Origin of the sequence: Paenibacillus sp. FSL H3-0329 (assembly GCF_037963285.1) — a bacterium.
Taxonomy (GTDB): domain Bacteria; phylum Bacillota; class Bacilli; order Paenibacillales; family Paenibacillaceae; genus Paenibacillus_AQ; species Paenibacillus_AQ odorifer.
Genome location: NZ_CP150150.1, coordinates 1,455,256 through 1,472,963 on the forward strand (window position 1 = coordinate 1,455,256; position 17,708 = coordinate 1,472,963).

The window sequence follows — 17,708 nt, forward strand, 5'->3', positions numbered from 1 at the left end:
AGGATGTATTATGATTAAGAAGAGACGTTGGCTCACTTTTATGCTGGCTATGGTACCTGGAGTAGGTCATTTGTACTTAGGCTTTAAAAAGCAGGGTTTACAGTTTATGATCGGGGCGTCCTTATGTATAATGTTTATTCCGTCCGAGCCCTTGATCTTCCCGTTTGCCCTGGCGGCGCTGTGGTTTTATCAATTGTTTGATGCCCTGCAGAAGGCGGCTTGGATGAAAATAACTGCTGCTGAACACGAACGAATGATGTTTCATCCAGACAGCTTCGGAGCCCCTTGGACCATGGGGATGTCCTCTATGCCTGGATATCCGCATGAAGAGATCAATCCAGCTTGGGTGGGAATCGGCTGTGTTGTTGCTGGATTCCTCATGTTGGTAATCACAGCTTTCCCTACCCTTTGGGATATGCTGACTGAGATCAACATCGGCACGATCCTATTATCAGTGGGTCTGATTGCGTACGGACTGAAGATGTTAAGGAACAATACGAGAGCATAAGAAACGGGGATTTAACTATGGGGAGATGGAAAATAGGAAGTTTCACAGCAGCCTTGGGCTGCATTGCCCTTGGTGTCATTATCGTGATGGCTCAGTATGATATGATCAGCTATGAGGTGCTTGGTTTTTTATGGCCGGCGTTGTTGGTCTTATTCGGACTTGAGATGTTGATTAGACTTTTTATCAAATCCGATGTCAAAAGCCGTGTAAGCGGCTGGGCCATCCTGTTAATTATTGTACTGATCGGAGCAAGTGGTGCTCAGACAGTAATGGCGGGAGGTTCACTCAGCAATCTGATCGGTAATACACATCTAACTCCGCTTAGTGGGAATGTGGAAGTGAAAGAGAATATTACGACGCTCAAAATCGTACTTCCAAGTGGAAAAGTAAAGGTTGAGGGTGTAGCTGGAAGCTCTTTGGATTATGAGGGGAGTTTACTGCTGCCTGGAAAATCGCAAAGTGATGCTGAAAGTGCACTGGAAAAGAAATGGAAGGTTAGTACTGAAGGAGATACACTGATTATGGAGCTTGATTCCGATCATAATTGGTTCTCTAACATTCAGTTTGGATTCAATACCAAAAGTCCTTATCTAAATGTAAGTGCACCCAATAACCTTGCTGTTGAGGTTGAGACAAGTGATGGCTCTATAGAAGCCTGGAATCTAAAGTCAGGTATAGAGGTTGAGACAAGTAATGGTGCATTAAATATTCATGATATAGTCGGCGAAGTGGATGCGCATACCAGCAATGGGTCACTATCCGTACAGAATATCCAAGGTGAAGTTGAACTCGTGAGCTCTAATGGAGCCATAGTATTGGATAACATTGATGGGACGTTGTCAGCCAAGAGCAGCAACGGCAAAATTACTATAAACTCAGCAGTGACCGGAAACTGGAAATGTACATCCAGTAACGGGAAGGTTATAGTGGGCTTGCCGGCCGTGTCGGATGCGAAGATTATTGCAGATACAAGCAATGGCTCGCTGAAGGGGAATGTACCCTGGGATCGGGACGGCGATAGCTATGGTACCGCTGTGCTTGGTAAAGCCACTTATACTGTGGACTTAAGCACGAGTAATGGAAGTGTGACCGTGGACACAGCTGAATAAGAATGAATAAAAGGGAGCTGGGCTTCAGCGTATTGATTCTGCTGAGGCCTCAGCTCCTTTGTGATAGAACTTACCTACCAAGCATACGCTTTAGGGGCTTCACCGCCGGGTCCAGGGAATATTTCATCTAGTCGTTTAAGCACAGCTTCATCTAGCACAATCTCAAGACTGCGCAGCGCACTCTCAAATTGCTCCAGGGTGCGGGGGCCGATAATTGGAGCAGTTACAGCAGGATTAGCCAGTAACCAAGCAAGAGCGACATTATCCTGTGGTTCTCCCAGCTCCATACATAAGCTGGCAAAAGCCTCAAGCTGGCTCTTGTGCTGCTCTACACGATCTGCATTTCCGCCACTCCGGCTGCCCTCTATTTTTTTGAGTGCATTTCTTCCGAGCAGACCTCCATCGAGTGGGCTCCAAGGAATAATACCTAGCCCCAGATGGCGAGCGGCTGGCAAAACTTCAAGTTCAGGAAGCCGACAGGTCAGGCTGTATTTATGCTGCTCTGAGACTAGTCCAAGAAAACCACGAGCCTTTGCTTCTTGTTGAGCTATGGCGATATCCCAGCCTGCAAAGTTACTGGAACCGACATAACCAATCTTGCCTTGACTCACAGCCAGCTCGAAAGCCCCCCAGAGCTCTTCCCAGGACGTACTGCGGTCTATATGATGCATCTGGTACAATTCAATATGATCGGTCTGAAGACGCTGCAGGGACCCTTCAAGATGGCGGCGAATGATATATGAGGATAATCCTTCTTCATCATTAGGACCATCAAGGTTATCATTCATGGCTCCATAAACTTTGGTGGCTAGTACAACCTTTTCCCGCCGTCCGCCGCCTTGTTTAAACCAGCGTCCGATAATGGTTTCAGTCAGGCCAGAATTTTCGCCCCAGCCGTAAATGTTAGCGGTATCAAAAAAATTAACACCTGCATCCAGTGCAGCGTCCATGATGCGGAAGGCTTCTTTTTCATCCGTCTGCGGGCCAAAATTCATCGTTCCTAGACATAGGCGACTGACCTTCATGCCGGATTTGCCAAGCTTTGCATATTGCACTTCGCATTCACTCCTTTGATAGATGACTTCATATTAATTGTAAACATCTTCAGAACTAAGAGCAAATATGCTCAGCATTGACGGTAGTGGTCTGATCCTCTCTATTTATAGGCTACACCTATCAGCTCAATAGAATCTATATCTTTGTCCTTTACGACTGGGTATGATACAACAATATAAAGAAGAACTATGTCTGTTAGAGCAGAAAACTTGAGGAGTGACTGAGATGAGTGAAGTTAAAAAAATCGCCGTAATCGCAGGGGACGGTATTGGACCAGAAGTTGTAGCAGAAGCGGAAAAAGTATTAAAAGTAACAGAAGAAGTATTCGGTTATGCTTTTGAAACAGAGCACGCATTATTTGGCGGTATCGCAATAGACGAGAAGGGCACTCCGCTGCCGGAAGATACACTTGAAATCTGTCGTAGCGCAGATGCTGTGTTATTGGGTGCTGTTGGTGGACCAAAATGGGATAATAATCCAAAGGAGCTTCGTCCCGAAACCGGACTACTTGGAATTCGCAAAGCACTGGGGTTGTTCTCCAACCTGCGTCCAGCTGTCGTATTTGACTGTCTTAAGGATGCTTCGACTTTGAAGCCTGAAGTCCTGGAAGGCACAGATCTTATGGTAGTTCGCGAACTGACTGGCGGGATTTACTTCGGAGATAAATTGCGCCGTCAAGGAGAACATGGTGAAGAAGCTGTGGACACCTGTGTATATAACGTAATGGAAGTAGAACGAATTGTCCGCCAAGCTTTTGAGATTGCCGGCAAGCGCCGTAATAAACTGGCGAGTGTTGATAAAGCGAATGTACTTGAAACTTCACGTTTGTGGCGTGAGGTTGTGAATAAGATTGCTCCAGAATATCCGGAGGTAGAGGTAGAGCATGTACTGGTTGATAACTGCGCAATGCAGCTGCTGCGCCGTCCATCTAGCTTTGACGTTATCGTTACTGAGAACATGTTTGGTGATATCTTGAGCGACGAGGCTGCTATGCTGACAGGATCTATCGGTATGCTTGCTTCAGCTTCGATGGGTGACGGCAACTATGGTCTCTACGAGCCCGTTCACGGCTCTGCTCCTGATATTGCCGGACAAGGGCTTGCGAACCCGATCGCAACAATCTTGTCGCTGGCCCTGATGTTCCGCTTAACCTTTGGTTATGAGGATGCTGCTGCTGCAATCGAAGCGGCAGTTGCTGCAGTATTGGATGCAGGACACCGTACAAGTGATATCGCCGTGGATAAGAGCAAAGCGATCAGTACAACTGAAATGGGCGACCTGATTGTTGCAGCAATCCGCAAAGCCTAATACTTTATTTATAATAATTATAAATAAATAATTGATCTAATCTTGACTTTGATTTTGTGCGATGATACCATTTGTTAAGTAGACAAGATATTATCTATTTCAGCATTTTTCAGTATATTGAGAGATACAAATGGTATTTTTTCTTACATAATCAGAGGGAGGATTCTAGCAATGGCGGAACGTTTAGTAGGTAGACCGGCTCCCGATTTTACTATGGAAACCGTATCAGGTGATGGTAAGGATTTTGGTAAAGTAAGCTTGTCTGATTATCGTGGCAAATGGCTTGTATTCTTCTTCTATCCGCTTGATTTCACATTTGTATGTCCAACTGAAATCACAGCTCTCAGTGACGCAGCAGCACAGTTTGAAGCACTTGATACAGCGATTCTCGGTGCAAGCATCGATTCGATCCACAGCCACAAAGCTTGGATTAATACCCCTAAGGATTCCAACGGCCTGGGTCGTTTGAATTTCCCGCTTGCAGCTGATATTACGAAACAAGTCTCTAAAGACTATGGCATTCTGATTGAAGAAGAAGGTATCGCATTGCGTGGCTTGTTCATTATCGATCCTGAAGGCGAATTGAAATATCAAGTCGTTAACCACAATGATGTAGGCCGCAGTGTGGAAGAAACTCTTCGTGTTCTGCAAGCCTTGCAATCTGGTGGTTTATGCCCAATGAACTGGAAGCCGGGCGATAAGAATCTGTAAATTTTAGACCGTTATCATAGTGATCTTTGATATTCTGATTTCTACCTCCTTGCAGAAAATTTTCTGTAAGGGGGTTTTTTGCACCAAAAGATCTTGTATATCTAAATAGATTTGAAAATAGGCGCGAAAAGTTATATTATGTCCTCGAGTGGAGGAATCTCCATTGGGGTAATGTAATACAATAATAAACAATCAAAGGGTTATTTCTAAGGAGGGCGAACAAATATGAGCTTTTGCTGTGGAGCGAGTATGGTAGGAACAAAGGGGACCCTAAAACATTATCGCACGCAAGTCCATAATGTTCCCCTGCTTTTTTGTCCGGTATGTCATCGTGTGGAGGTTCACTACAAGGTCGAGAATGAATATGAGATCTTAGCGGAATATGCACATGGAGATGGTGTTACCGACGTGGACTTTCAGGACTATGTCATGGAAGACGAAACTGCAATTTTCGAGAACGTCATTAACGTCGAGAGTGAAGATCCTCTAGCCGTTGTACGCAATCAAATCGATATGGCGCTTGATCTGCTAGCTGTAGCCAAACAGATTGAGGATACCAAGTGGGAACGGGAATTGAAAAAAAGGTTAGCTGTGATGAGTCAGCGCCGTCTACGCCTGCAACAAAAGGCATAAGTTTATTACTAATTTTTTGGGCATGCCCCATTTCCATGTAAGCCTCCGCAATCGCGGGGGCTTTTTAGCTTTTTATAATCCTTTTTAGTTTTTCGTGATCCTTTTTAGATTTTTTTAAATCATTTAGGCGAATAAATAGCGATAAATATAATTTGATGTGATGTTTCATATGTCTTTGGAATCATTTTATGAATTTTTTTACCATTCGACAGTTTCTCCGATTGCGTTGTCTAGTTCTCTTGGATATGATTGGAATATAATTGAACCGGTTGGAAAAAGTGCAACGATTACCGAATGTTCTGGCGGCTTCGTCATACACTCAAATACATAGTAATTTGATGTCGCTTAAGCGTCTTCGTCAAATGCAGTAAAAGGGGGAACTTCGTATCGTGATTAGCCAATATCAAGAAAGTCTTCTATTACCGGGAAGAACCTATCAAACTGGACCTGTGGATACTACATACGAGGATGTTCTAGAGAATATTGACAGCGGAATCATGCTTTTTGATGAAGAGGGAGTTATAAGTTTTGTAAATAAGCAAATGTACGGGATGCTCGAGCTTACCCGTCACTCTCTTGTGGGCTGCACATTTTCCCATCTGCTGTCTAATGTTCGACTGAGCCGTTCCAAGAAAAAACAAGTACTGCAGAGCTACAGAGAGATGGTATACAAAGGAAAATCAAATTATGAGTTTCTAGACGAGTATGGCCGTTACTGGAAGGTTACTTTATGCTGCGGAGAGCAAATGAAAGGCTGTTATTTGTTCACTGTCAAGGAAATCTCGGATTATAAGTTAATCGAACAAACGGCTTACCAGAACGATAGCTTAGCTATGCTAGGCAAATTATCCGCATCTATTGCCCATGAAATCCGGAATCCGTTGACCGCGATCCGGGGATTTATTCAACTGCTTCATCCATACTTGCACCAACTGGGGAAAGAGGAATATGCCAAGATTATATTGGCCGAGATCGATCGTGCGAACGATATAATCCATGAATTTCTGTCCTCCTCTAAGCCGTCAGTTCCGCAGGTGGGGATGATACCCGTGTCGGCATTGCTCAAGGAGGTTGTTCTCCTTACAGAGAGCGAAGCTTTAATGAAAGGCTGCCAGATCAATCTTCATCCTCTTCAAGAGGACATGGTGATTTCTGGCGATGTCAAACAGATGAAGCAAGTCGTGCTTAATATGATTAGAAATGCAATGGAGGCTGTAGCGGATCGAGAAGATGATTCGATGGGGAAAATCGAGGTTGGTGCCCGCAGAGAAGGCTCTGAGGTCCGTATGTTCATATCTGACAACGGTAAAGGAATGGATATTCGTACACTGGACAGGTTATTTAATCCTTTCTTTACTACCAAAGAGAATGGTACAGGATTGGGTCTTTCCGTAAGTGACCGCATCATCAAAAATCATGGCGGATGCATTTCTGTTAGCAGCAGAGTTAACGAGGGTACTCATTTTGTGATCTCTTTGCCATTAATCCATTAGAATAAGTAATAAGAGGCTGATCCCTGCGGATAATACAGATGCGGAGATCAGCCTTTGTTATGTTACAATGGGTGTTGGTTTTGGGAAACAAATGGAGGTAATCACAATGAATATAGAATACAACAGTGGTGTTGCCAACAATGTGCAGGGTGATGCCCTTATCCTTATTATTTCTGAGTCTGAGGTCGAGAATGGAGGCTTTTCCGAGGGCTGGGATGACAGAATTCGCCTATTGGGAAAGGCAGGTCTATTTAAAGGCAAGCTTAATCAGACTTATGTACTACCTGCTGAGAATTCATCTGGTTGTCCTGTTGTTATTTTAGTTGGCAGGGGGGACCAACTTCTCACGACTGAGGATCTAAGGCAAATGGGGGCTCAGACAGCCCGTGCAGCGCTTCGTTTGAAGGCGCTCAAGCTGGTATTTGAAGTACCGGACACCTTACAGGAGCTTACCGTAGAGAAGGATGTGACTTCTATTGCTTATGCGCTGACGGAGGGGCTAATGCTAGGTTCCTATCGTCGGGCTACCTATAAGCAGGTGCAGTCTTTTTATACAGGCCCAACAGCAGTTGTTTTCACTATAAAAGAGAAATTAGAGGGTAATGCCGGACGGGATTGGACTCAAGGCATTCAGAAGGGGCTAGCTTTCGGTGAGGCCACGAATTTGGCGCGGAGCTTGACCAACATGCCTGGTAATCTATTGACCCCCTCAGACCTTGCTGTGGCCGCTATAGAGGTTGCTGAGCGATATGGCTTTCCTTCTGAGGTGCTGGATGAACGGGAAATTGAGCAAAAAGGAATGGGCGGATTGCTCGCAGTCGGAAAAGGAAGTGTAAACCCTCCGCGAATGATCGTCATCCGTTATCAGGGGACAGGGAATTGGGATAACGTAGTGGGGCTTGTAGGGAAGGGAGTTACCTTTGACACCGGCGGGATCTCCTTAAAAAGAGCACCAGGTATGGAAGAGCTGATTAGTGATATGGGCGGGGCAGCGGCTGTACTCGGAGTAATGGAGGCGCTTGGCCGCTTACGTCCACGAATTAATGTCGTTATGGTTATTCCATCTGCGGAGAATATGCCATCGGCCAATGCTTTTAAGCCTGGAGATGTTATTACCTCCATGAGCGGACGAACGATAGAAGTGTTGAATACCGACGCTGAAGGCAGAATTGTCCTGGGAGATGCGCTGACTTATGCTCGGGAATGGGGAGCGAAACGTATTATCGATGTAGCTACACTGACAGGCGCTGTGTTGTCCACTTTGGGAGATTTAGCAACAGGTGCTGTAACTAATGATGAAGCGTTTCTGGAGCGATTTCTGGCCGCTTCAAGCTATTCAGGGGAAAAGGTCTGGCAGCTTCCGGCATACCCGGAATTTCGTGAGATGCTAAAGAGCGAGGTTGCCGATATCCGTAACACTGCTGGAAGATATGGTGGAGCCACTACAGGCGGATTATTTGTAGGTGAGTTTGCTGAGGGCTTGCCATGGATTCATCTAGATATTGCTGGCACTGCATATGTATCTAAAGAACGTGGAGTTAATCCTAAGGGAGCAACAGGTGTCATGGTTCGTTCTATCATTCAGTGGCTGCTGAGCGAAAGCGAGATCTAAACATCCGGGGAGCTGTCCGTTCTAAACAACAAGGGGTGTTCCCTAAACCAGAGTCTGGTTTAGGGAACACCCCTTTATTGAAATCCAAGAGCAGAAGCTTAAACAGTACCACTGGATTTTTTGGCCTTCGATTGGGAAGTGTAAGATTGAATGCCGTTCATAATTTTATCGCGAGTTCCCTTATTCTTCAGTAAATATACTGCTCCCAATGCGACCGTTGTAAATAATGTCTTTTTGGTATTCATAGGAATTACCTCCTTGGTATTGTCTGTAGTTGCTTATAACAAACATACCCGTTAGTTAAGGAGGCTAAACGATAAATCACTATTTATTGCCCATTTTACAAGCCTACTTCTTGTTGTTAACCGGTGTTGAACAACAAGAAAGAGGGGAATCCATCGATGCTGCCGAGCAGCTTTTTCCTTTATCACAGCCTGCACAAGCGCCCTGCTTTCCCTTTTGCACATGTCGATAGATGGTCCAGCCAGAATAACCGAAAATTAAGGCGACAATCACAACATTTATCATAATGGTACCCCACTTTCATCATGAGAATCTTATAATTTACAAGTTTACGACCATCCTAATAACCGTCCGCCTTGAAAAATAATTAAAGATACGATATACGCCAGAACGAGAGAATACCCCATGGAGAAGAAGGTCCATTTCCAAGACGCTGTTTCTTTTTTGATTACCCCTACAGTAGCCAAACAAGGAATATATAGCAGGATAAAGGCCATAAAGCTGATCGAACTCAATGGTGTGAAGACTTGAGAAATTTGATTTTCTAAACCAGCAGCATCTGGTGCATGATAGATGATATTCATGGTAGAGACTACTACCTCTTTTGCCAAAAATCCCGGAACCAACGTAGAGCCAGCCTGCCATGTTCCGAAACCAAGCGGTGCCAGTAGCGGTGCGATCATACCCCCAAACTTAGCCAGGAAGCTGTGATCCATGTCCACATCAAACCCGCCAGGACCGGCATAAGACATAAACCAAATAATTGCTGAGCCTGCAAGAATAATAGTTCCAGCTTTTCGCAGGAAACCCTTGCCCTTTTCCCAAGTGCTGCGCGATAAGGTCTTGATCTGCGGCATACGATAAGGTGGAAGCTCGATCATGAAAACTGAGGATTCATTTTTGAATAAATATTTAGAGAATACCTTACAAAGAATCAGAGCAAACACAATACCCATCACATACATGGACAGAACTGCTACGGCCTCTTGCGCCGGAAAAAACACAGCTGCGAATAAAGCGTAAACAGGCAGTCTCGCAGAACAGGACATCAGCGGCATTAGCAAGGTGGTCAGCATGCGGTCTTTGGGCTGTTCGATGCTGCGCGCCGCCATTATGGCAGGTACATTGCAGCCGAAGCCAATGATGAATGGAATAAATGCTTTTCCGTTTAGTCCCATACGTTCCATGGTGCTGTCCATTAATAAGCAAACCCGAGCCATGTATCCTGAATCCTCCAAGAAGGAAATGATCAGGAAGAGAATGAAGATTTGCGGGACAAAGACGAGGACGCCCCCTACACCGCTAATTAATCCATCGACAATCAGGGCATGCGTGAAGCTGGATGCTCCAAGCGTCTGAAGCAGGGAATTGGCTCCATCACTAATCGGTCCGGAGATCAGGCCATCGAGGAGATCTGATAGAGGTCCGCCGACCCAGTCAAATGTGGTCTTAAAGAGAGCATACATAAAGAAGATAAATAAGGGCAGTCCTAGAAAACGATGCGTCAATATGGAATCTAATCTTTCTGTTAAGTTATGAGGTTTCTGCGTTGTTGTATCAAGTACAACCTCACAAATGGAGTGGATATAATCCATCCGCTGTGAGCGAATCCATTGGGGGAGCGTCAGGGCCAGCTTTTTGATCTGTAGCTCACTCTGACAGGATTCACAGATGTTTAGCAGGCGGGTGGTGTCCATACGTGTCTTCAGAAAATGAAGAATAACCGGATTCTGCTCCATAAGCTGTAGAGCAATCCAGCGGTGATTTGGTAAGTCCTTGATAGGAAGTAATTCCTTTTCTATAGAAGATATCGCATGCTCTACAATCTCACCGTAGTTCAACTTGAACTTTACAGCGGGAATCGCAGAGGATTTCTCTAAAATACTGAGGACTTGTGCGCAGCCTTTTCCCGTTCTTGCAACAAGCGGGAGGACAGTTATACCCAGTCGTGATTGTAAGACTTCATGATTGATGCGAATTCCACGTGCATTAGCGACGTCAATCATATTCAGTCCGAGTAAGGTAGGTTTGCCATACTCAAGTAATTGAAGCGTGAGCAGCAGATTTCGTTCCAGCTGTGAAGCATCCACGATATTAATTAAGGCTTCTGGAGATTCTTCTATTAGATACTGGGCAGCAACCCCCTCATCGCGTGAGAGTGGGTGCAAGGAATAGATGCCCGGCAAATCAATGAGCTTGCCAGCGCCGTTCTTCAGGCTGCCGATCTTCTTTTCTACAGTTACCCCTGACCAGTTACCAACATATTCGTATGAGGAGGTTAACGTATTGAAAAGAGAGGTTTTACCTGTATTGGGGTTACCTACAAGAGCTATTGAACTCAAGACACGTTCACCTCAATCAATGAAGCTTCCTTCCGGCGGATGGCGAACAGTTGTCCATTGCACTCTAAGGTAATAGGTCCTAAAAAAGGTCCTTTTCCTTTCAGGCGAATGCTCACACCCTCGGACACTCCAAGATCAGCCAGACGACGGCGTAGGATAGGATTGATTCCTTCTATTTTATGAATATATCCGGTCGAACCCGGTTGTAGTCGCAGCAATGAGCAAGAGGTAGAAGCCATTTTTATCCCTCCAAAAGAGACTGATAATCAATCTCAATGATTTTCTTGTAATGTAGCATTTTTAGGGCTTATTTACTGTGATCATTGTCGCTGACACGATGTGGTAATAGCATTAAGGAGAAGAAGATGAAATTCCTTTACATTTTATTCTTCATTAAAGTATGATTATACGATATAAATTGCATAGTAAAGCTATATTCGCGGTTATAATGATTGCAATAGTTGAAGGGAGATAATTATGAAGACTAATCAATGTAAGATTGTTGACTGCACCATCCGAGATGGGGGCCTAGTGAACAACTGGGATTTTAGTGTGGAATTTGTACAAAACTTATATGCCGGCTTGAATGAAGCTGGTGTTGATTATATGGAAATCGGTTATAAAAATTCACCAAAATTGCTCAAAGGAGCAGAGGGTGCCGGACCATGGCGTTTTCTGGACGATGATTTCCTGCGTAAAGTGATTCCGCAAAAAGGTCACACTAAGCTATCTGCTTTGGTTGATATCGGCCGCGTGGATGAGAATGATATTTTGCCCCGCAGCGAAAGTATGCTGGATTTGATTCGTGTGGCATGCTACAGCAAAGATGTAGAGAAAGCCCTCCAATTGGTACAAACTTTCCATGATCTAGGCTATGAGACAACGATCAACATTATGGCTTTGTCTAATGTTATGGAGAATGAATTGTTGGAAGCTTTTGAAATGATCCGTGAGAGCGTTGTTGATGTGGTATATATTGTAGATTCATACGGCAGCTTGGATCACAATGACATGAATTATCTGGTTGAGAAGTTCAAGACACATCTGCCAAACAAACGTCTAGGCGTACATACTCACAATAATCTTCAGTTGGCGTTCTCCAACACGTTGATTGCTGCTGAGAATGGTGTAGAATTACTGGATGCTTCTTGTTATGGGATGGGACGAGCTGCAGGAAATTGCCCTACAGAGCTGTTAGTAACTCATTTGAAGAATACACGTTACTCCTTGCGCCCTGTGCTTGATATTATTGAACGCCTGATGATTCCTTTGCGTGAGAAAGAGGAGTGGGGCTATATCATTCCTTATATGATCACAGGTACACTTGATGAGCATCCACGTTCAGCAATGGCACTTCGTGCATCTGCAGACAAGGATAAATCCGTTGATTTTTTTGATAAGCTTACAACACCAGAAGTAACCTTTGGTGACAAATAAACCTGAGTTTCTTAGAAGCACTGAACCCTTTCGTAGGGGGAAGTGCTTTTTTGGTTGCCTGCTAGCAGAAAATGGTTTATATTTATGCAAGATTTATGAATATATAACTTATAAACGCGCCTTCCATTTGAATGCCGATAAAAGAAATGTAACTTAAAAGTCCTATCCCGCCGATATTTATACTTAGGACATAACTATACTTGAATGTTAATTAATAGATATTATTTTCAGACGCGAGGGACTTATGAGACAAGAAGAGAAAAAGACAATTCAAGCAGCTGCTGTAGGCGCCTTGCTGTTCCTTTTAATTCAAATTTTCCATACATCGCTTAACCGATTGGACGATTGGGATATTATTTCTTCTCTCTATCTCATTGTCGGCTGCTGTAATGTTGCTTTTGGATTTGCAATATTTGCACAGGGCTGGTTATTCTTCTCTAGCAGATTATCTAAAGGAAGATTATATGCCGCTGCTCTTTTTGGTGGAATATGTATTATTGATTTTTTGCATACACTGGGTTTTGTGGGCATCCCGTTGATTTCATCATTCATAACTTTTGAAGAATCGTTGTGGCTGCGAACCCTCTCACGACTAATCAGCGGTTTAGGAATGTTGTTTATTTTTAGCAGGGAAGATAAGCCCGTGTCTGTCTCTGAAAAAAGAAAGTTGTTTAGAATAGCCTTCATGCTGATTGTGCTTTCCATTGTTTTGTTTATATTCAGCCACTCGGCGTTGCCTCAGTTTTTAAATAAACCTTGGATGAATCCTTTGAAGCAGATTGCTGATTTGGCAGTTCTTTTTGTTTACTTGGCAGGTGTTGCAGTTATTGTATTTCCTGAAAAAAGTGAAAAGTCAGCCTCCCTGCTTATTATTATTCGAGCACTTATCTTTTTCTCTTTGGGCCAAGCCTTTTTTATGAGTCCGTTCAGTAGTGGCAATATAGATGATCTTTTTGGAATGGTGTGTAGCGGTGTTGCATACTATTTGCTTCTTACTGGAGTATATCGTCTGACGATTGAAGAACCCTTTTACGAAAAGCAGTTGGCTGAGGAACGGATCAATTATTTAGCCTATCATGATGATTTAACGGGACTTCCCAATAGACGTCGTCTGACGCAGCGTGTAGAAGAGATGATTATTGCTGGAGAGAAGAAAACGAGCGATAAATTCTCAGCGTTAGCTATTATGAATATTAATCATTTCAAGAATATAAATGACTCCCTGGGCCATTTTGCCGGAGACCATTTACTGAAGCTGGTGTCTGAGCGCCTTGTGAATGAGGCTAAATCTACTGAAGAGCTTTATAGTATGGGGGCGGATGAGTTCGCTTTTCTTATGATGGAGAGAGCAAGTCTTGGAGAATGTTTGGTTCGAGCTACGGAGCTGCATCGATTGTTTGAGGTACCTATTGCCTTAGAGTCGGGGGAGTACCATATTTCGCTTAGTATGGGGTTAAGTATTTATCCCGGTGACGGTGAAACTGCGGAACATCTAATTCAGAATGCTGATACGGCTGTACATAATGCCAAGGAACAGGGAGTAGAGATTCGCAGGTATATCCCAGCCATGCAGATGAAAGCAAAGGAACGTCTAAAGCTGGAAAATGACCTCCGCAGAGCGCTTGAACGCAATGAATTCTTTCTGGTGTATCAGCCAAAGGTTTTGCTGGAGACGGAAGAGATCGTAGGAATGGAAGCTCTGCTCCGCTGGAATCATCCGAAGCGTGGTCTGGTCTCTCCTGCGGAATTTATCCCGTTAGCTGAAGAGAGTGGACTCATTGTTCCGATTGGGGAATGGGTACTCAAAACAGCTTGTCTGCAGAATAAAAAATGGCAGCTGGCCGGCTATATGCCGATTTGCGTCTCCATCAACCTATCTATGCGGCAATTCCTTCAGCCCAATCTAGCAGGGAGGATTCATACCATCTTAACCGACATTGGATTAGATCCGTGTTATGTCGACCTTGAGATTACTGAGAGTATGACCTTGGATAAAGAAACGGCCTTTGATCAGCTGAAACGTCTGAAAGAGCTTGGTGTCTTCATCAGTATTGATGATTTTGGTACAGGCTACAGCTCCCTGCATTATCTAAAGAACATGCCGATCGACAGATTGAAAATCGACAGGTCGTTCGTATCAGAGGTTATGGAGGACAGCAACAATGCTGCTATAGTCTCTACAATCACTTCTATGGCGCATCATTTGAAGCTGAAGGTTACGGCTGAGGGTGTGGAGAACAAGGAGCAGCTGCAATTTCTGCGGGAGCAGCATTGTCATGAAGCTCAAGGATTTCTGTTCAGCAAACCTATTCAACCAGCAGAGTTTGAGGCGATATTTTTAAAAAAGGCACCCCTCGGCGCTTCCCTGTAAACTAAAAAAATGTTGATTTTTACTTGTAGAGATGATACAATAACTCTTGTATTCACTTTCTAGTGCGGGTGTAGTTCAATGGTAGAACTTCAGCCTTCCAAGCTGATAGCGTGGGTTCGATTCCCATCACCCGCTCCATAATTCAAACTTCCAAATCCTTGCGATGCAAGGGTTTTTTTATATCCCATCAGCCTATATTGGTTGGTGGGATTTTTTTTGTTTATACTATTTGCCAAATGGAAAAACTTTAATATAGGGTTACCTTTAAGAAAGGGTTGTGAAACTTTTGAATGGTGCAAAGATTGCGTTCCTATCTGTACTTAGCAATACATTTATCGTTTCTTTAAAGCTTATAGTCGGAGTACTTACAGGTTCAGTAGCAATTATCTCGGAAGCGATCCACTCCTCCTTAGATTTAGTTGCTTCGTTGATTGCTTTTTTCTCGGTCCGATGGTCAAGTCGTTCTGCGGATAAAACTCATCCTTATGGTCATGGCAAAGTGGAGAATATCTCAGGGACGATTGAAACGTTGCTTATTTTTGTAGCTGGATTCTGGATTATAAATGAGTGTGTTCATAAAATAATGAATCCAACCGCGATCGAACTTCCCTTTTTGGGCATTATTGTGATGGTGGTCGGAGCGGGGATCAATTATATGGTTTCACGCAAGGTTAAAAAGAAGGCAGACGAACTTCACTCTGTGGCTATGAAATCGAATGCTCTGCATTTGCTTACGGATGTTTTCACCTCTTTGGGGGTTGCATTCAGTTTATTATTGGTCACCCTCACTGGATGGACGATACTCGACCCTGTCATTGGGATTGTGTTGGCTCTGTATATTATGGGTGAAGCCTATAAGCTTCTAAAGGAGTCATTTCCTCCGCTGTTGGATGCACGATTAACTGAGGCAGAAGAAAATGAAATATTACATGTCATAAAGTTATTTCAAGGGCGATATATTGAATTTCATGATTTTCGTACCCGCCGATCTGGTCCAGAAGAGTATGTCGACTTTCACCTTGTGATTCCTTCTAAAATGAGTGTTGCTACTGCGCATCAATTATGCGACGAAATTGAACTAGCCATTCAAGGCATATTTGAACGTGCCCAGGTGTTGATTCACATTGAACCCGAACATGAACAGTTGGCTAACAAACCGGTATTACATGAAGGGTAATAATGGTGATTACTCACAGAGTTTCTCTGCTATTTCAATATTTTGTATTAAGTGATATGGTGATTATATCTCTTTTATATTCATTCTATATGGGGGACGGATAATGATCGCTTATTTAAGACCTTTAATAATAAGTAGCTCAGTTAAAAGCCTGATTTTTCTTTTAATAATAATGGTGATAGCAATGGTATGGTGGTTTTATAAATGGACTAAGCAATGATGCTCTTTTGTTTGGCCGCATACTAAAAAGCCAGGCTCCCAACTTAGGGAACCTGGCTTTATTTGTTTGTAGCTTGTGTAGCTTAAACAGTCTTTAGGAACTCAACAATGGTGAGTAATCCCTTGTCGAAGTTCTCCAGGTTGAAATGCTCATCCGGTGCATGCAGGTTCTCATCATCGAGACCAAAGCCCATCAGAACGACAGGTGCTTCCAGCACACGGGAGAAGCTCTCCATGATCGGAATGGAGCCGCCGTCTTTGGTGAAGAGGGCACGGGTTCCATATACTTTGCCATATGCGTCTGCTGCAGTTTGCAGAATAGGATTCGACGGATCGATGTTAAAGGCACGTGCCTTCTCCATTTGCTTAACATGCACTTTCGCTCCGGTCTGAATATTAGCCTTCAGATGTGCTTCAACGGCATCGAGGATATGCTGTGGATCCTGATCGCCAACTAAGCGGCAGGTAATCTTCGCATGTGCTTCTTTAGGGATAACCGTCTTACTGCCTTCCCCTTGGAAACCGCCGTATACGCCGTTAAGCTCAAGCGTAGGACGAGCGCCAATCCGTTCTACAAAGGAATAACCTTCTTCGCCGTATAACGATTCCAATCCAAGACCTTCGCGGATTTTATCTTCATTCACACCTTGCTTCACGAATTCTTCCCGCAGCATTGGGGAAAGTTCAGGAACGCCATCATAGAATCCGTCTACAGATACGCGTCCTTTGTCGTCATGAAGCGAGCTTAGCAAAGATACTAGGGCATGCAATGCATTCGGAACGCCACCGCCGTAAGAACCAGAGTGCAGGTCTGTCAAAGCGGTAGTTACATTAACTTCAAGGGAAGCTAGACCACGTAGCCCAGTGCAGATGGCAGGACGACCGCGTTCCAATAGGGATGTATCGGAGACTAACACCGCATCCGCAGCGAGCTTTTCTTTATTGGCTTCAAGGAACGGAGGCAGATTCACACTGCCGATTTCTTCTTCACCTTCGATGCAAAGCTTGAGATTCACAGGAAGAGTACCTTCTTGTTTCAGGATCGCCTCAATGGCTTTGAGGTGAACGAATACTTGTCCTTTGTCATCTGTTGCTCCGCGTGCATAAAGCTTGCCATCACGAATCTCTGGTTCAAATGGAGGTGAGGTCCATAGGTTTAATGGATCTACTGGTTGTACATCGTAGTGACCATACACGAGAATAGTTGGTTTGCCTGGAGCATGAAGATAATCGGCATATATAACGGGATGTCCCGCTGTCGGATGCAACTCAATGTTCTCAAGTCCGGCTTTTTTCAGGGTGTCTGTCAGCCAATGGGCTGCCTTCAGTACATCGTCCTTATGTTCAGATAAGGCAGAAATACTTGGAATTCTGAGCCATTGTTTTAGTTCTTCGAGATGTTCATCCCGGTGGGTTGAAAAATACGTTTCGTATGACATAGTGAGTATGTACCTCCTTAAGTTTTGCTGCGCAAAACCGGCTTTGTAAG

General features: G+C 44.1%; 16 protein-coding genes and 1 tRNA gene. 11 read left to right on the top strand and 6 right to left on the bottom strand.

Going from position 1 to position 17,708, the window contains the following annotated elements; all coding sequences use genetic code 11:
* Positions 1-10: 10 nt before the first annotated feature.
* Entirely contained in the window at positions 11-508 is a 498-nt protein-coding gene (locus NSQ66_RS06420; protein ID WP_036680114.1) for a hypothetical protein, read from the top strand.
* A gap of 17 nt (positions 509-525) precedes the next feature.
* Positions 526-1,617, top strand: coding sequence for a DUF5668 domain-containing protein (locus NSQ66_RS06425; protein ID WP_339279624.1), 1,092 nt, complete (start codon positions 526-528; stop codon positions 1,615-1,617).
* A 74-nt stretch (positions 1,618-1,691) separates the two neighbouring features.
* Here NSQ66_RS06425 and NSQ66_RS06430 read toward each other — a convergent pair whose 3' ends face one another.
* Positions 1,692-2,672, bottom strand: a complete 981-nt coding sequence (locus NSQ66_RS06430) for an aldo/keto reductase (RefSeq protein ID WP_036680109.1) — start codon at positions 2,670-2,672, stop codon at positions 1,692-1,694.
* Positions 2,673-2,898: 226 nt separating this feature from the next.
* On the opposite strand from NSQ66_RS06430, the gene leuB reads away from it, so the two are divergent.
* The 5 genes from leuB (at position 2,899) to NSQ66_RS06455 (ending at position 8,430) form a co-directional block, all read left to right on the top strand.
* On the top strand, positions 2,899-3,981 hold the full coding sequence (leuB, locus tag NSQ66_RS06435; RefSeq protein WP_036680106.1) for a 3-isopropylmalate dehydrogenase: 1,083 nt from the start codon (positions 2,899-2,901) through the stop codon (positions 3,979-3,981).
* A gap of 171 nt (positions 3,982-4,152) precedes the next feature.
* Positions 4,153-4,692, top strand: a complete 540-nt coding sequence (locus tag NSQ66_RS06440) for a peroxiredoxin (protein WP_036680102.1) — start codon at positions 4,153-4,155, stop codon at positions 4,690-4,692.
* A 225-nt stretch (positions 4,693-4,917) separates the two neighbouring features.
* Positions 4,918-5,325, top strand: a complete 408-nt coding sequence (locus NSQ66_RS06445; RefSeq protein ID WP_036680100.1) for a hypothetical protein — start codon at positions 4,918-4,920, stop codon at positions 5,323-5,325.
* Positions 5,326-5,714: 389 nt separating this feature from the next.
* Entirely contained in the window at positions 5,715-6,818 is a 1,104-nt protein-coding gene (locus NSQ66_RS06450; protein WP_036680098.1) for an ATP-binding protein, read from the top strand.
* Between the two features lie 106 nt (positions 6,819-6,924).
* Entirely contained in the window at positions 6,925-8,430 is a 1,506-nt protein-coding gene (locus NSQ66_RS06455) for a leucyl aminopeptidase (protein WP_339211567.1), read from the top strand.
* A 98-nt stretch (positions 8,431-8,528) separates the two neighbouring features.
* Here the strand turns inward: NSQ66_RS06455 and NSQ66_RS06460 are convergent, their stop codons facing one another.
* The 4 genes from NSQ66_RS06460 to NSQ66_RS06475 all read right to left on the bottom strand — a co-directional run bounded on the left by NSQ66_RS06460 (position 8,529) and on the right by NSQ66_RS06475 (position 11,254).
* On the bottom strand, positions 8,529-8,675 hold the full coding sequence (locus NSQ66_RS06460) for a hypothetical protein (RefSeq protein WP_172628785.1): 147 nt from the start codon (positions 8,673-8,675) through the stop codon (positions 8,529-8,531).
* Between the two features lie 103 nt (positions 8,676-8,778).
* On the bottom strand, positions 8,779-8,958 hold the full coding sequence (locus NSQ66_RS06465) for a FeoB-associated Cys-rich membrane protein (RefSeq protein ID WP_038569228.1): 180 nt from the start codon (positions 8,956-8,958) through the stop codon (positions 8,779-8,781).
* Between the two features lie 44 nt (positions 8,959-9,002).
* Positions 9,003-11,015: a ferrous iron transport protein B gene (feoB, locus tag NSQ66_RS06470; protein WP_036680095.1), complete on the bottom strand. Its 2,013-nt coding sequence runs from the start codon at positions 11,013-11,015 to the stop codon at positions 9,003-9,005.
* A complete protein-coding gene (locus tag NSQ66_RS06475) occupies positions 11,012-11,254 on the bottom strand; it encodes a FeoA family protein (protein WP_036680093.1) in 243 nt (80 codons plus the stop codon). Before NSQ66_RS06475 ends, feoB begins: the two co-directional genes overlap by 4 nt.
* Positions 11,255-11,492: 238 nt before the next feature.
* Between NSQ66_RS06475 and NSQ66_RS06480 the strand changes: the two genes are divergently transcribed.
* The 4 genes from NSQ66_RS06480 (at position 11,493) to NSQ66_RS06495 (ending at position 16,000) form a co-directional block, all read left to right on the top strand.
* Entirely contained in the window at positions 11,493-12,452 is a 960-nt protein-coding gene (locus tag NSQ66_RS06480) for an aldolase catalytic domain-containing protein (RefSeq protein WP_170914180.1), read from the top strand.
* Positions 12,453-12,696: 244 nt separating this feature from the next.
* Positions 12,697-14,823, top strand: coding sequence for an EAL domain-containing protein (locus NSQ66_RS06485; protein WP_339279626.1), 2,127 nt, complete (start codon positions 12,697-12,699; stop codon positions 14,821-14,823).
* Between the two features lie 64 nt (positions 14,824-14,887).
* Positions 14,888-14,961 (top strand) — tRNA-Gly (locus NSQ66_RS06490).
* A 148-nt stretch (positions 14,962-15,109) separates the two neighbouring features.
* Positions 15,110-16,000 carry a cation diffusion facilitator family transporter gene (locus tag NSQ66_RS06495; protein ID WP_339279729.1) on the top strand — a complete coding sequence of 297 codons (891 nt, stop codon included), beginning with the start codon at positions 15,110-15,112 and terminating at the stop codon, positions 15,998-16,000.
* Between the two features lie 302 nt (positions 16,001-16,302).
* Here NSQ66_RS06495 and NSQ66_RS06500 read toward each other — a convergent pair whose 3' ends face one another.
* A complete protein-coding gene (locus NSQ66_RS06500) occupies positions 16,303-17,658 on the bottom strand; it encodes a dipeptidase (protein ID WP_339279628.1) in 1,356 nt (451 codons plus the stop codon).
* Positions 17,659-17,708 lie beyond the last annotated feature (50 nt).

Bases quoted from the DNA above. Each gene is read 5' to 3' on its own strand.
- NSQ66_RS06420 (WP_036680114.1), top strand. From the start codon at position 11: ATGATTAAGAAGAGACGTTGGCTCACTTTTATGCTGGCTATGGTACCT.
- NSQ66_RS06425 (WP_339279624.1), top strand. From the start codon at position 526: ATGGGGAGATGGAAAATAGGAAGTTTCACAGCAGCCTTGGGCTGCATT.
- leuB (WP_036680106.1), top strand. From the start codon at position 2,899: ATGAGTGAAGTTAAAAAAATCGCCGTAATCGCAGGGGACGGTATTGGA.
- NSQ66_RS06440 (WP_036680102.1), top strand. From the start codon at position 4,153: ATGGCGGAACGTTTAGTAGGTAGACCGGCTCCCGATTTTACTATGGAA.
- NSQ66_RS06445 (WP_036680100.1), top strand. From the start codon at position 4,918: ATGAGCTTTTGCTGTGGAGCGAGTATGGTAGGAACAAAGGGGACCCTA.
- NSQ66_RS06455 (WP_339211567.1), top strand. From the start codon at position 6,925: ATGAATATAGAATACAACAGTGGTGTTGCCAACAATGTGCAGGGTGAT.
- NSQ66_RS06460 (WP_172628785.1), bottom strand. From the start codon at position 8,675: ATGAATACCAAAAAGACATTATTTACAACGGTCGCATTGGGAGCAGTA.
- NSQ66_RS06465 (WP_038569228.1), bottom strand. From the start codon at position 8,958: ATGATAAATGTTGTGATTGTCGCCTTAATTTTCGGTTATTCTGGCTGG.
- NSQ66_RS06475 (WP_036680093.1), bottom strand. From the start codon at position 11,254: ATGGCTTCTACCTCTTGCTCATTGCTGCGACTACAACCGGGTTCGACC.
- NSQ66_RS06480 (WP_170914180.1), top strand. From the start codon at position 11,493: ATGAAGACTAATCAATGTAAGATTGTTGACTGCACCATCCGAGATGGG.
- NSQ66_RS06485 (WP_339279626.1), top strand. From the start codon at position 12,697: ATGAGACAAGAAGAGAAAAAGACAATTCAAGCAGCTGCTGTAGGCGCC.
- NSQ66_RS06500 (WP_339279628.1), bottom strand. From the start codon at position 17,658: ATGTCATACGAAACGTATTTTTCAACCCACCGGGATGAACATCTCGAA.